The sequence below is a fragment of the Ruegeria denitrificans genome, from assembly GCF_001458295.1.
Lineage (GTDB): Bacteria > Pseudomonadota > Alphaproteobacteria > Rhodobacterales > Rhodobacteraceae > Ruegeria > Ruegeria denitrificans.
The window spans coordinates 22574-36053 of sequence record NZ_CYUD01000003.1; the positions used below are offsets into that span (position 1 = coordinate 22574).

The 13480-nt window shown below is 54.5% G+C and carries 13 protein-coding genes; 5 read left to right on the top strand and 8 right to left on the bottom strand.

The genetic code is table 11. From position 1 onward, the window contains the following. Nucleotides 1-9: 9 nt before the first annotated feature. From RUE5091_RS04880 to RUE5091_RS04910, 7 genes are all read right to left on the bottom strand, one after another. On the bottom strand, nt 10-1017 hold the full coding sequence (locus RUE5091_RS04880; protein ID WP_058280787.1) for an ABC transporter permease: 1008 nt from the start codon (nt 1015-1017) through the stop codon (nt 10-12). Continuing rightward, nucleotides 1014-1955 (bottom strand): ABC transporter permease, encoded by a 942-nt coding sequence (locus tag RUE5091_RS04885; RefSeq protein WP_058280788.1) that lies wholly within the window; start codon nt 1953-1955, stop codon nt 1014-1016. Before RUE5091_RS04885 ends, RUE5091_RS04880 begins: the two co-directional genes overlap by 4 nt. Further along, a complete protein-coding gene (locus RUE5091_RS04890) occupies nt 1952-3436 on the bottom strand; it encodes a sugar ABC transporter ATP-binding protein (protein WP_058280789.1) in 1485 nt (494 codons plus the stop codon). Before RUE5091_RS04890 ends, RUE5091_RS04885 begins: the two co-directional genes overlap by 4 nt. Before the next feature lie 73 nt (nt 3437-3509). After that, nucleotides 3510-4547 (bottom strand): ABC transporter substrate-binding protein, encoded by a 1038-nt coding sequence (locus RUE5091_RS04895; protein WP_058280790.1) that lies wholly within the window; start codon nt 4545-4547, stop codon nt 3510-3512. Between the two features lie 45 nt (nt 4548-4592). Further along, nucleotides 4593-5507, bottom strand: a complete 915-nt coding sequence (locus tag RUE5091_RS04900; protein WP_058280791.1) for a sugar phosphate isomerase/epimerase family protein — start codon at nt 5505-5507, stop codon at nt 4593-4595. Between the two features lie 10 nt (nt 5508-5517). Beyond that, a complete protein-coding gene (locus RUE5091_RS04905) occupies nt 5518-6672 on the bottom strand; it encodes a Gfo/Idh/MocA family protein (protein WP_058280792.1) in 1155 nt (384 codons plus the stop codon). Nucleotides 6673-6684: 12 nt separating this feature from the next. Continuing rightward, complete coding sequence (locus RUE5091_RS04910; protein WP_058280793.1) at nt 6685-7413, bottom strand: SDR family NAD(P)-dependent oxidoreductase; 729 nt, start codon at nt 7411-7413, stop codon at nt 6685-6687. 176 nt (nt 7414-7589) lie between these two features. Here RUE5091_RS04910 and RUE5091_RS04915 point away from each other — a divergent pair, with 176 nt between their 5' ends. The 5 genes from RUE5091_RS04915 (at nt 7590) to RUE5091_RS04935 (ending at nt 11956) form a co-directional block, all read left to right on the top strand. Beyond that, a complete protein-coding gene (locus RUE5091_RS04915) occupies nt 7590-8618 on the top strand; it encodes a LacI family DNA-binding transcriptional regulator (RefSeq protein ID WP_058280794.1) in 1029 nt (342 codons plus the stop codon). A gap of 78 nt (nt 8619-8696) precedes the next feature. Next, nucleotides 8697-9857 carry a fatty acid desaturase family protein gene (locus RUE5091_RS04920; protein ID WP_058281089.1) on the top strand — a complete coding sequence of 387 codons (1161 nt, stop codon included), beginning with the start codon at nt 8697-8699 and terminating at the stop codon, nt 9855-9857. Next, nucleotides 9857-10165, top strand: a complete 309-nt coding sequence (locus RUE5091_RS04925) for a MocE family 2Fe-2S type ferredoxin (protein ID WP_058280795.1) — start codon at nt 9857-9859, stop codon at nt 10163-10165. Before RUE5091_RS04920 ends, RUE5091_RS04925 begins: the two co-directional genes overlap by 1 nt. Nucleotides 10166-10190: 25 nt before the next feature. Then, nucleotides 10191-11240, top strand: coding sequence for a hypothetical protein (locus RUE5091_RS04930; protein WP_058280796.1), 1050 nt, complete (start codon nt 10191-10193; stop codon nt 11238-11240). Between the two features lie 158 nt (nt 11241-11398). Then, the gene (locus RUE5091_RS04935; RefSeq protein WP_207383719.1) at nt 11399-11956 is read left to right on the top strand and encodes a GNAT family N-acetyltransferase; all 558 of its coding nucleotides are present in this window, start codon (nt 11399-11401) and stop codon (nt 11954-11956) included. A gap of 150 nt (nt 11957-12106) precedes the next feature. On the opposite strand, the gene RUE5091_RS04940 is transcribed toward RUE5091_RS04935, so the two are convergent. Then, nucleotides 12107-13372: a flavin monoamine oxidase family protein gene (locus RUE5091_RS04940; RefSeq protein WP_058280798.1), complete on the bottom strand. Its 1266-nt coding sequence runs from the start codon at nt 13370-13372 to the stop codon at nt 12107-12109. Between the last annotated feature and the right edge of the window lie 108 nt (nt 13373-13480).

Below are 13480 nucleotides of genomic sequence, written 5' to 3' on the forward strand. Positions count from 1 at the left end.
AAACCTCCCTTAGCGTGTGCCGGTGATCCTGACGTAGAGTGCGGTAACCGCGAGGATGATCAGTCCAAACAGGGCTGTACGTGCACCTTCCGGCATCTGCATCAAAGTTAACATAGTATCCAGCACACGCAGAATTAGTGCGCCCACAATCGCACCTGCGAAACTACCACGACCTCCGAAAATCGATGTGCCGCCAATCACCGCTGCAGCGACCGAAGGCAATAACAACGGATTGGCGAGACTCAGCGACGTTTGGCGGATCATGCCGAGATAGAGCAAACCCGCTAGCGCGGCGATCAAACTGGATAATACGTAGAGCGCCAGATAGACCTGCCAGGCTCGAACCCCGGATAGCTTCGCAGCCTGTTCGTTGGAGCCCAGTGCGAACAGCAATCGGCCAAATCCGGTATAGCGCATGAGCCAAAGAATAAAGAGTGCGAAGGGGATGAATACAAAAAGGCCGTTTGGCATCCCTGCCGTTCGGCCTGTTCCGAGCCAGGCAAGAAAAGTGGGGATTTCTGTTCCTGCATTTATGACCAGCCGTTGATAGACCTGCAGGCATCCCGTTGCGATTAATCCTGTTCCAAGCGTCATGATCAACGGATGGACCCGGACCAATCCCACGCCGATGCCATTTACTACGCCAACAACAAGGCCAGCGGACAGCGCGATCAATACTGCAGGTGTGACGCCCCAGATCGCACTCAGCGTTGCGCAGACGAAAGCTGATACGGTGGCAACCACCCCTACGGACAAGTCTATTCCTGCGGTCAGCATTGTTAGCACCTGACAGGCGGCTAGCATGGCCAGCGGAATTGCGAACTTGATCAGGTTGCCGACCCAAAAGGTTGATATCAACCCATCTCGACCGGCCCGGACCGGGGTGACGATACCCGGCCGTAATACCTCGAGCACGGCGATCATCAGGAACAGGAAGATCAAGAGAGGGATGATCGGGTTGTCCCGAAGATACCGACCAAAGCGGGCGATCGGCGGGTCTGTCGCGTCCATACTCATCGGCGGGCCCCCTTTAGTGAAGCCGCCGTGCCTAGCATAACGACGAGAACCATAATCGTGCCTTCAATAATGGTGGTCACATTTGGATCGACGGCCAGCAATGTCAGGATCGTTCGGATGATCCGCAGAATGAATACGGCGATGATTGGGCCAAGAAGGCCGCCTTTGCCGCCGCCCAGCACGACGCCGCCAAGAACCACCGCGGCGACAGAGGCCATGAGGTATGGGCCCGGTACCGGTTCGCCAATTCCGGTCAGGGCGGCCAGACTTAATCCACCCATGGCACAAAACAGACCGCAAAGCGCGTAGGCAGCAATCTTCGTACTTCCGACCGCAACGCCCGAACGGAAGGCGGCCAACTCGTCCGACCCAGTTGCATAGATCGAAAGGCCAAGTTTGGAACGCCGAACCGGCAACCAGATCACCGCGATGCCTAAGACGATAACGATAAGCACCTTTGGCAGCCCGTCGAATAGAAAATGACCGCGGATTGTCTGCTCCAGCCAGTCTGCCGTCGCGCCGCCGGGTGTCTCGAGGATCAATAACGCAACGCCTTCCCACACAAAAAGCATGGCGAGAGTAACGACGATGTCGGGCACCCGAGTTACCACGATTAGAAGGCCATTAATCAGCCCCATCAAAAGTCCGACACCCAGAACGATAATCAGGGCTGGCACACCGGCCATGCGTTCCATCAATACGGCAGCAGTCACAGCGCACACGGCCATCATCGATGCGACGGACAAATCGATGCCTCCGACGATTACGACGACAGCCATACCGGCAGTTGCGAAAGCAAAGGGCAGGGCGGCGCGGGCGATACTCTCCAACCCGGACGCTCCGAACGTGGGTTGTATCAATTTTGTGATGGTCAGAAGGAGCACAAGAAGCACAACCAGACCCATGACCCACGCGTGTTTTCGGATGGCCCCGTTCACGCCGCGCCCTCCGTTTCGGTCAGCCCGTAAGCCGCCCGCATCAGTGTTTGTTCATCTGCGTCTGCGGCGTCTATCACGTCGACAACACGCCCGTTGAAGATCACGACTGCACGGTCACAGGCCAGCGGGATTTCCTCTAACTCAGATGTGTAGAATAGAACCGCTGCGCCCTGATCCGCTAACTCTCGCACCAAGGGGTATATTTGGCGTTTCGTGCGCACATCTATGCCGCGGGTTGGGTCGAATAACAGTAAGGTTTCAACACCGGTCGCCAGCCAGCGGCCGATGGTAACTTTCTGCTGGTTTCCTCCGGAAAGTCGTTGCACTTCGCCTTTGGCGCGTGTGTCGATCTGCAGTTTCTCGACCGCATAGGCGACCCGGTTACGCTCGTGACGGAGTTTTATCGGCCCCCAGTTTTTGATGCGGGCTGAGAATGGCAAAGCGATATTTTCTTTCACTGACCGTTGCGCCAACAGGGCATCGGAACGATCGCCCGGTACAAAGGTCAGCCCGGCGGCAATGGCGTCGGCGGGATGGGAAAAACTAACCGGCTGCCCGTTCACTTTCATGGATCCTGACGTTGGCCTGTCAAAGCCTGCCAAAACCTCGAAAAGCTCGTCCTGCCCCTGACCTTCTAGTGCCACGACTCCCAATACTTCACCGGGGTACAAGTCGAACGAAACGTCAGAGAAACTGGGCTCAAATGCCAGCGAATGTACGTTTAGGCGGGGTGTCTTTATTTGCGGTCCATTTGCTTTGAGAACCGCACGCTTTCCGATGTCTATCTTCTGTCCCAACATCAATTCGACGACGCGTTCTTCGACGCCGGGTTCGATTTCGAGATCCCCAACGGACATGCCATCTCGTAGCACCGTGGCTCGGTCGCACAGTTCCGAGATTTCAGTGAAGCGGTGGGAAACATAGATCACACCCATGCCGTCATCTGCTTTGCGTTGTACGGTCTTCAAAACACGCTCAACCAGATCCGTAGGCAGTGCAGCCGTCATTTCGTCCAACAAGAGAACGTCAGGTTCAAGAGCCAGTGCGCGTGCCAAATCAAGGATGCGAAGTGTGGCGAGAGGCAGGTCGCTAATCATTGCGGACAGCTTCAAGTCTTCGATGCCAAGCTCAGAAACCCACTCTCGGAACTGTTCGACCGGTGTGTCGGTCAGCCTGAGATTGTCGGACACGTCGAGATCAGGAATGAGCGACGGTTCCTGATAAACCGGCACTAGGCCGGAATGGCGCGCCTCGGCAGGGCTTCCGACAAGTGCTTGTTTACCTCGGATTAATACCTGGCCAGCATCAGGTCTTAGAGCGCCTGTAATTATTTTGACAAACGTGGACTTGCCGGCGCCATTGGCGCCCATCAAGGCGACGATCTCGCCTTCAGCGACCGTAAGATGGGCGTTGGTTAAGGCATGTACAGCGCCAAAACTTTTGGCGACGTCAGACGCGTCGAGAAGTGGTGTGCTGTTCATGGAAGCCCTTGAATACTAAGTGTATTGGATTTGCCTTCCGCCCAGCTAAGGGCGGAAGGCTAGTCAATTGGGATCAGCCTTCGCCAGGCCCCTTGCAGTCGATGATTTGTTCCATTGTGTAGTCGGTCCAGCCGGGAACAGTCACAGAAACCGGCCACTCAGGGTCCAGATTTGGATTCTGTGCTGCTTTGATCGTTTCGCGCCCCGCGTCTGTCGCGTTTTCCCAAAGTACCGGGTCTACCAGGACTGTTTTGCTGTCAGGGGCTTCGCCGTTCAGGATGTCCACGGCCAAAGCAATGCCTGCACCACCGACGGAGCCGGGGTTTGTCACTGCCGCACCATTCAATCCCTCGACCTCGGTCAGATACTGAACGAAGCCCGCATTATCCGCACCGACGATCGGTACCAAAGGCGCGCCGGATTCAGTAAACGCGTCGACAATTACATTGTCGATACCGCTGGTCCAGACACCGTCAAATGGGATGCCGGTGGCAAGGAAATCAAAGATCTGTTGCTTGCCCTGGTCTTGCTGCCATCCAGTGAAAACTTCGTGCACTACGTTGACGTCGGGGTGTTCAGCAAGCGCGCGTTTAAATCCGTTGTCGCGGTCTGTATCGGCGGACACACCTGCGATGCCGCGCATATAAACAACGTCACCTTTGCCACCGAGCTGTTCAAACAGCCATTTGGCTCCAAGGTAGGCATATTCTTCCTGATTGTTTGAAAGAATATATGCGCCATCAGCTGAAACGCCTGCATCTACTGCAACAACGACGATGTCCTGCGCCATCGCTTTTTCGAGTGCTGAATTCAAAGCGTCAGGATTGGATGGGTTCAACACAATTGCATCAACACCTGCTTCGATCAGATTGTTGATGTCTTCCAGTTGCCCGGCTGAATCCGTGTTTCGGTGCGCGACGATCAGGTTTGTGACATCGCTTTCAACCAAGGCCTGTGCACGCATGGCGCAGATCATCTGTTCACGCCACCCGTTGCCCTGAACAGTGTTGGACACGCCGATGGTGTACTGCTTGTGCCCGTCCGCAATCGCCACCGTTGAAATAGAAGCAGAAACTGCTATCGCAGCAACGCCGTAAAGTAGGTTTTTCATTTCAGTTTCCTCCCAGTTTTAGTCATTGCAAACTTGATAATCTCTTCACTTGATGAATGGCGACAGGACGTCCCGGGCCAGCAGGAAGCCCCGCTTGACCTTCTCGTCTGTTCCTTCGAACAACCTGTCTTCATGCTCGATGATGATCGAACCGTCGTATCCAACGCGGTACAGGCCGGAAAAGAAATCGGACCAGTCCACATCACCCAGCCCACAGAGCCGCGGGATCTGCCACCCCATTCCAGTCGACATCACCCCGTTTTCATAGAGTCCGTCCTGATCGACCATCACGTCCTTGGCATGGACATGAGCCATGTGAGGGCCAAACTCCTTGATGAAACGTGTTTGATCGATGAATTGCCAAATCAAATGTGAGGGGTCGAAGTTCATGCCGACCGCGTCACCCCATTTCTCGAAAATCCGTCGCCAGATTCTTGGTGAGTAGGCGATGTTGTGACCCCCGGGCCATTCGTCATAGCTGAAGATCATCGGGCAGTTCTCAAAGCACAGACGTACTCCTGAATTTTGAGCATGCTTGACGATTGGGTCGAAAATTTCGGTGGCGCGCTCCCAGTTCGCGTCGAGGTGCAGAGTGCGGTCTCCGCCAACGAAGGTGTTGACGACCTTGATGCCCATCACCCCGGCAGCGGTGATCACCTTTTTCAGATGCCCAATAACTTCGGCCCGATGCTCTGCATCAGCGTGAAGCGGGTTGGGGTAGTACCCGAGACCCGATATCTCTATCCCCTGATCGGCGAGCTGCCCGACAATTTCATTGCCCTGATCGGCGGAAAGGTTGTCCACATTGATGTGGCTGGTCCCAGCATAACGCCGTTGCTCGCCACCGGACGACGGCCAGCAGGCAACCTCCATGGCCGAAAACCCATTGGCACTGGCCCAGGCCGCCACCTCTGTCAACTGAGAGTGTTCGAATGGTGCAGTCAGCAAGCCCAGTTTCATTACATCCCCCTCAAATCTCGCTCAAATCTACCCAGCGACTCTCGCTTGCCGATTTCACAACGGCATCGCAGAAACGCATTTCGTAGTGACCATCTTCAAACGTGGCCCAGGTGCTGGTCGGCTGGCGTCCGCCTGCGAGGACGTCGGCATAAATCGCCCGAAAAAAGTTGAAGAAGGAATCCGCGAAACCCTCCACATGCCCTGGTGGCAATGTGGCGGCTGCAACCCCAGGGCGGTTCATCAAAGTAAAGTCGCGCATCAGCGTCTGGTTCGGCCCGTCGCGGTGCCCAATGAACAGATGGTCGGGGTTCTCGCTGTCCCACGCAGCGGTGGCCTTTGCCCCGGCGATATCCCATTGCAAAGAGTTTTTTCGGCCCATGTTCACCTGAGACGTGCTCATCACGCCGCGCGCTCCGTTCTCATACCGAATAAGGATCATGGCGGCATCGTCGGTATCGATTGGCCTACTCTCAGTTTCACCGGTCCCGCTGGTGAAGGTTTCTACCGAGCCGAGAGGTTTCTGGCGTTTCGGGATAAAGGTCACCAGCTCTGCCATGACCGATGCAGCTTTCAAACCGGTAACGAAGCTTGTCAGGTCAACCCAGTGCGTTCCAATGTCACCGACCGATCGAAGCGCACCCCCGATTTCGCTTTCCAGCCGCCAGTTCCAGTCACTGGGTTTGGCAAGCCAGTCCTGATGGTAATGTCCTGTAACGAAACGGATATCACCTAAATCCCCGGCCTGAACCATTCCGTGAGCCTGCTGGTTCAGTGGATAAAATCGAATGTTGTAGCAAACAGCTGCAACTTTTCCCGACGCATTGGCAAGGTCGACCATCTCGGCGCTTTCGGCGGACGTCATGGCAAGTGGCTTCTCGCAGATGACGTGTTTGCCGGCGCCCAGGATCGATTTTACTTGCGAATAGTGTGCGTGGTTAGGGGTCGTTACGTGCACTACATCGATGTTTTCATCCGCCAACAGATCTTCCAGAGAGTCATAGGCGCGGGCCACGCTCATTGTTTGCGCCCGTTCCTGTCCGCGCTTTAGTGATGAGCCGAGAACACCTCTTACGTCCACGCCAAGGCGCCGAAGAGCCTGAACATGGACCGTTCCTATGAAGCCGGTCCCGATCACTGCAGCGCGGATTTTCGCGAAGTCACTCATGATGTGTTCCTGTCAAACAACCGAATACCCTCCGTCCACGATCAGGCATGTGCCGGTCACAAAAGCCGCAGCGTCGGATGCGAGAAACATGGCTGTTCCAGCGATATCTTCCGGGTGACCCCAGCGTGCCAAGGGTGTGCGCGCTTCGACAGCGGATGTGAAACTGGCATCTTTCCGGGCGCGTGCCGATTGTGCGGTCACGATGAACCCTGGTGCGATGGCATTCACGCGAATGCCGTCTTTGGCCCAAGCAATCGCCAGTGATTTTGTCAGTTGTTCCACACCGGCTTTTGACGCGCCGTAGGCCGGGTTTTGCGGTGACCCAAAGCGCGCATACATTGAGGCCACATTAATGACGCGCCCTTTCGCGGCCGAAAGGGCAGGGTGCAATGCTTCGGCGCATCGAAACGACCCGGTCAGGTTTACGTTCAACACATGGGAAAAGAATTCGGGCGCCATTTCCTCGCCGCGTCGAGTGATCGCTGCGCAATTGACCAGAACGTCTATATGGTCGCGCATGCCCGCGAATTCGTAGACTTCGTCGGTGTCGGTTACATCCAGTTGATTGTAGGTAAAGCGGGCCGCGTCCACTTCGGCGCATTCCGGTTCCACGCCGGTAATTTCCACTGCGGCACCTGAGTCCTGAAATGCTCTGGCGATAGCAGCGCCAATGCCGGCCCGGCTGGCGCCTATCACCAGGACCTTCGCCCCGGCAAAGTCGAATGAGGCCTTCGAAGTCAACAAAGAGCTCGGCTTTTTTTGCGTTTGGCTTCGGTTACCATCAGGCCCCCCACTTGGCGAAATTGCGTCTGCAATCGATTACATTTTGTGAAAAAGCAGCTTTCATATTTGTGTAATCGATTACATAATCGGCATCAGAACAGATTCGAGTCAAGCTGGAAATCGTCTGACAGGCCATGAGCAAGAAACCCAAACCCGCCACGATACAGGACGTCGCACGTGTAGCGCGGGTGTCCACAGCCACTGTCAGCCGTGTTTTGTCCAATCCCAACCTCGTGTCAAAATCAACGCGGGTCGCCGTCCTTGAAGCTGTTCGCGAAACGGGTTACCGCGTCAATCAGGCCGCCCGAAACCTACGGATGCAACGGGCAGGGGCAGTGCTGATCCTTGTTCCCAACCTCGGGAAACCATTTTATTCGGGCATACTCGCTGGTATCAGCGAAGGGTTCGCCGGGTCGGATTACGCAGTTCTGATCACCGACACTGAAAGCAATCCGTTGCAGGAGGAAACCCTCGCTGGGTACTTTCGCGACGGTCGAATTGATGGCGCAATCTCATTGGATGGCGGAATATCGTCGGCCGCACTTCAGCAATGCGTTACATACGGAGCAGGCGACCGCATCGTATTTTTATGTGAATGGGTGGAAGGTGAGGCCTTTCCGGTAATCTCCAGCGACAACGCCGAGGGTGCGCGACTAGCGATCGGGCACCTGCATGATTTAGGCCACAAGAAAATCGCGCATGTCACTGGGCCTGACGGGAATGTTCTGACGACCGCTCGGCGTAAAGGTGTTGTCGAAGAACGGACTCGCTTGGGGCTTCCAGCGCGGCCTGAGTGGATCATCAGGGGTGACTTCTCGCTGGAGTCCGGACATGAGGCCGCCAGACGAATACTTGCAATGGATGAGCGCCCAACAGCGGTGTTCTGCGCTGCGGATATGGTTGCCTTTGGGTTGATTTCCGGGCTGGTCGCAGGTGGATTGAAGGTGCCCAGCGACATTTCGGTTGTGGGTTTCGACGATATCGAAATGTCGGGATCGTACGTTCCCGCGCTGACAACGATCCGACAAGACCGGCATCAACTGGGGCGCCGTGCGGCAGAGGTATTGCTGGGCAAGTTGGCGAACACGGGCAAAGCTCTTCCAACGAAATCAGCGCTTCCTGTTGAACTTGTAACACGTGCAAGTTCTGCGCCGCCCAATTAGAGAAGCCAAAATTCAGGCGCCTTTGCTATAGTCAATGAGGACGCGCGGGAAACACTGTGAGCGATGGAGAAAGGGGAAATGAGTAAGTCGACCGCACCCATTGGCTCCGAACTTGCCGTTCGGGACTATTCTCTGACCGGTGACAGCACGCGTCAAGCGATAGAAAACGGCCTTTCGGCTGCAGAGTGGTACCACAGCGAGGTTCCACGAAAGAAGCTGAAATCGCTTATGAAGCGCCGGGATGCCCCGGCCATACGTGACACAGTGATCTGGATCGCCTTGCACTTTGTTTTTGCGGCTGGTGGCCTGTACTTCTGGGGCAGCTGGCTTTGCGTGCCTTTCTGGTTTGCATACGGTGTCGTGTATGGCTCGGCCTGCGACAGCCGTTGGCACGAATGCGGACACGGAACGGCCTTTCGAACCCGATGGATGAACGACGTCGTGTACCACATCGCGTCCTTCCAGATCATGCGTAACCCGGTCAATTGGCGTTGGAGCCATGCGCGACATCACACAGATACGCTCATTGTTGGCCGTGATCCGGAAATAGCGTGGATGCACCCGATCAGCCTCGTCCTGAAAGCGCTTGCGTTTGTGGGGATTGTTGAGACGTGGACTTCGCTCAAAGTTCTGATGCGAAATGCCATGGGGAACTTGTCGCAAGAAGAGCGGGATTACATTCCGGAAAGCCAGTGGCCCAAAGCGGTCTTTTGGGCGTGGGTTCACATTGCAGTCTACGCCGCTGTTTTGGTGGTTTCACTTGTTTTGTTTGTCTCTGGGGCCGGATGGAAATCTCTGATCCCAATTCTCTTGATTGGGGGGCCTCGGGTCTATGGGTGCTGGCATTTTGTGATGACGGGGCTGCTTCAGCATGGAGGATTGGCAGAGAACGTTCTTGATCACAGGTTGAATTCCCGAACACTGTATATGAACCCGATCAGCCGTTGGATCTATTGGAACATGAACTACCACATTGAGCATCATATGTTCCCGATGGTTCCGTATTATGCTCTCCCAGAGCTTCATGAACTGATCAAAGACGACCTTCCGCCGCCGAACACTTCGATTTGGGACGGCTATAAGGAAATGATGGGTTCCGTCATGAAGCAGCGCGTTGATCCGAACCATGCCATGCGAAAGACGCTCCCGCGGACGGCCCGTCCCTATCTTGAGCATCTGCATAGGGCAGTTCCCGAGCGAAACACGGGGTTAGAAATCAGTGATCGGGGAGGAACATAATGCCTTGGGTTGACGCATGTGCCGTAGACGATGTTGACGAAGAAGACGTTGTCCGTTGGGATCACGGGGAACGGACATACGCAATTTATCGTAGTTTGAACAATGAGTTCTATTGCACCGATGGTCTATGTACGCACGAGCAAGTGCATTTATCGGGCGGGCTTGTCATGGACTATGAGATTGAGTGTCCCAAGCATAACGGACTATTCGATTATCGCTCGGGAAAAGCTCTTAGAGCGCCCGTGTGTGAAGATCTCCGTACCTACGAAACCAAAGTAGAGAATGGTCGTGTAATGGTGCTGGTTTAATGATTTATCGGGGGAGGAGGAGTTTGTGATCGACCTGTCCGCAACGGGTATCCGGCTTTCCTTCGATTTGCAGTTGGGGTTGATTGAGAGCTTCAGTGTGAATGACGGTGGCGCACAGATTTCACCACTGCATCGCGCACCCTGGGTCGGAACAGACGAAGTTTTGCCCGAAGGCATAGCACCTCATCTGGAAAAGTTGGGCGGTGATTTCTTCTGCGCTCCATTCGGGGCCACCGAGGGGCCATCGCCGCTGCATGGGTGGCCGCCAAACTCACGTTGGATACTTAAGGAAAAGACGGGCAGCTATCTGTGCGCTGAGCTCGAAAAAACGGTCTTTGGGGCAAGGCTTCAGAAAGAGATTACTTTGCATCCGGGGCACCCATTCATCTACCAGCGCCACACGTTCATTGGTGGCGAGGGGTTAGTGCCGGTTGCAAATCATGCCAATGTATCTTTGCCCAATGGCGGGATCATTCAAACCTCTCAAAAACAGTGTTGGAGGACACCCAAGGCTGCGCAGGAAGTTGATCCGGCATTGGGTTATTCAGCACTTCGATATCCGGCTGAAAGCCGAATGTTGACATCATTTCCCGGTAAAGATGGCAGTGTCAACTTGTCCAACTACCCATGGTCTTCACAGAGTGAAGATTTTGCCGTTGGATTGGATTCACCTGACGAGCAATTGGGATGGACCGCAGTCATTCGTCCTGTAGAAGGTGACGTATTCCTGTCACTTAAATCGGCTCAAGCTTTGCCGATGACAATGCTGTGGCATTCGAACGGTGGTCGATATTATGCTCCCTGGTCGAGCCGGCACTTCGCCTGCCTAGGGATCGAGGAGGGCGCCGCCTTGCCCATTCTGGGGACCGGCGAAGACAGTTTTCCAGAAGGGCGTGGTGCCATTCACCTGGATCCTCATCGCCAAGTTGAGATTATCCACGTCATCGGTGCGCTCCGTTGGCGTAGTGGAGCCAGGGTAAGAACCGTCGAAACTCTGGAAAACCAACTTCTGATCCGAAGCACTGAGAATGAGGAGTATCTCGTGCCGTTCGATGTGGATGCCCTGAATCTTTGAGCGGATTGGCCGCTTTGGTGGTTATTTGCCGAACTTCGGCGAACGTCTTAACTATACCCAAATTGGCAATAGAGCTTGGTTCGGCGAAGTTTGCCTTTTTGTTTCTGAATCTCACAGGAGCCTTTCTTACAAGGTCAACAATGGGCATGGTCCGGACTATGAAATTGGAGTTCCAAAGCAAGCGTCTTCATTTCCGCCCTCTCGTTGAGGGCGATATTGATATTGAATTGGCACTTTGGACTGACCCCGAAGTCGTTCGTTTCATTGCGGGGGAGGTCTCCACTGTCGAAGAAATCCGCGAACTAATGCCCGTCGTGACAAAGCGCGCTGGTAGCGGCTGCATTGGCATTTGGTGTTTGATTGAAAAAACCACAAACGAAAAAATTGGCCACGCCGCACTTCTCCCGCTCCCGACCGACGCCGAGGATACAGAGTTTGAAATGCTCCAGAGTGATCAATGGCCAGATCGAGATATTGAGATTGGCTTCGTCCTAAAGCGGTCAACTTGGGGTGCAGGATATGCGACAGAAGCTTGTGCTCGCCTCGTTGAATTCGCCTTTCTGGAGGCTTCAGTAGAAACTATTTACGCAACGACCAATCATCAGAATCTCGCTTCTCAAAACGTTTTAAAGAAATGTGGATTTCAGGATTTAGGCCTTATTCGCGCTTTCGCGGGCCACTATCCTGGATTCAAGATTGAGCGCCAAAATTATTAAGCCCTTGGCGTTCGTCTGTAACTGGATTGCTTGGCTTGAATTGCTGGTTAAGTACGCAAAAGCGAGGCATAGCTTTGCGACTTTTCTCAATAGGTTTGATCGATATTCTAAGATTATTCCACTTTCTGGAACAAGTTGACCGCTAGTTGTTCAGCGTAACTGCGCCAATACATCTTCCGCGGCCCTTAATCCTTCTAGGTGGGCTCCACTGACCGAGCATTGTTGGTTAGGATGCGTCGCTTCACCGGCGAAGTGCACCCACTCAGCATGAGGCTGGCGTAGGACAGCGCGTTGGTTATGGCCTCCGGGTCTGGCTCCAGCGTAAGAGCCACGCACATAGGGTTCATTCCGCCAGGCGGTCGCGTACCCTTTGATGAAGTCCTTTCTGATGGCCGTGCCAAAGAAGCCAACCAGAGTCTCGAGCCCGTGTTCTATAGCACTTTCAGGTCCTGCTTTCTGCAAGTCTTTGGAAAAGCTTCCAGAACTTTCAAAGCTCGTTAGGCCGGTGTTTGAGATGTTGCAAAGAAAACCGCCACCACGGGCCACGCCCGACGCGTCGGGTTCTAAGTGGTATGTCAGCCAAGCATCGGATTGCACAGGCAACGCATTGGGTTGGAAAAGTAGCCCCGCGTGATTGTAATCGCCCATTGTGACAAGCTCGAGCGCTGCCCGCCGGTCGGGTCCGAGCGGGGGATCAAAGCGAACGATGTCTTCGGCTAGGACCCCAACGGAAGCTGTTACGACTACGGTGCGAGCTTTAATTTTGCCCTTAGCCGTCGTTATGTGCACGCCATCCGTGAGAGATTTTATTTCTGTGACTGGGGTGTCCAGTTTGATTGGAAGACCCTGTGCAGTGCATGAAATGAGATGTCCAAAGCCTTCACGGCAAAACCAGTCGTCACCTCCTTCCCAGGCACTAATGTCTCGCAGCGATGTGTCCGGCAAATCTCTGGCAGTCGACAACGCAAATGTCATCGCTGCTGTAAAGGACCAAGTTCCCTTGTTTTCCCAAATATCAGCCAGGGACCGATCTGTTGGAATTCCGGTGCTTGACTCAATTTCTGCATCGATGCGCGCCGCCTCATTTATAGCGATATGAATTTCATCGACCTCGTCCCAAAGAGCGGCATCATTCTCCAAGCCATATGTCGTCGCGTTGTCCGGGGCCGCATAGAGATCAAGACCAAGTGCGAGACCCGGGGCTTTCAGAGCGTTTACATGTTCGGTGTGCATCCAGTGCGCACCCATGTCGAACGGGACACCAAAGATTTCCGTATCCGTGTGTGTACGCCCTCCAACGCGGTTGGATGCCTCAACGCAGACAACCGAGAGACCCGCCGATTTGAGAGCGCGAGTAGCCGCGATTCCCGCAGCTCCGGCACCGACGACAACGACGTCAAAGTCATGAGCTTTCAATGATTTCGCTCCAACAAATAAAGTGACCTGAGAGACAATTTCCGGAGTGAGCTTTCGCTTCTTTGGCTTCGTGAGACCTTACAGGGATCTGAATTGTCCAAGAGTTTT

Excerpts from the sequence above, each read along its gene's own strand:
- RUE5091_RS04905 (WP_058280792.1), bottom strand. The coding sequence starts at position 6,672 with ATGAGTGACTTCGCGAAAATCCGCGCTGCAGTGATCGGGACCGGCTTC.
- RUE5091_RS04920 (WP_058281089.1), top strand. The coding sequence starts at position 8,697 with ATGAGTAAGTCGACCGCACCCATTGGCTCCGAACTTGCCGTTCGGGAC.
- RUE5091_RS04915 (WP_058280794.1), top strand. The coding sequence starts at position 7,590 with ATGAGCAAGAAACCCAAACCCGCCACGATACAGGACGTCGCACGTGTA.
- RUE5091_RS04925 (WP_058280795.1), top strand. The coding sequence starts at position 9,857 with ATGCCTTGGGTTGACGCATGTGCCGTAGACGATGTTGACGAAGAAGAC.
- RUE5091_RS04935 (WP_207383719.1), top strand. The coding sequence starts at position 11,399 with ATGAAATTGGAGTTCCAAAGCAAGCGTCTTCATTTCCGCCCTCTCGTT.
- RUE5091_RS04890 (WP_058280789.1), bottom strand. The coding sequence starts at position 3,436 with ATGAACAGCACACCACTTCTCGACGCGTCTGACGTCGCCAAAAGTTTT.
- RUE5091_RS04880 (WP_058280787.1), bottom strand. The coding sequence starts at position 1,017 with ATGAGTATGGACGCGACAGACCCGCCGATCGCCCGCTTTGGTCGGTAT.
- RUE5091_RS04895 (WP_058280790.1), bottom strand. The coding sequence starts at position 4,547 with ATGAAAAACCTACTTTACGGCGTTGCTGCGATAGCAGTTTCTGCTTCT.
- RUE5091_RS04900 (WP_058280791.1), bottom strand. The coding sequence starts at position 5,507 with ATGAAACTGGGCTTGCTGACTGCACCATTCGAACACTCTCAGTTGACA.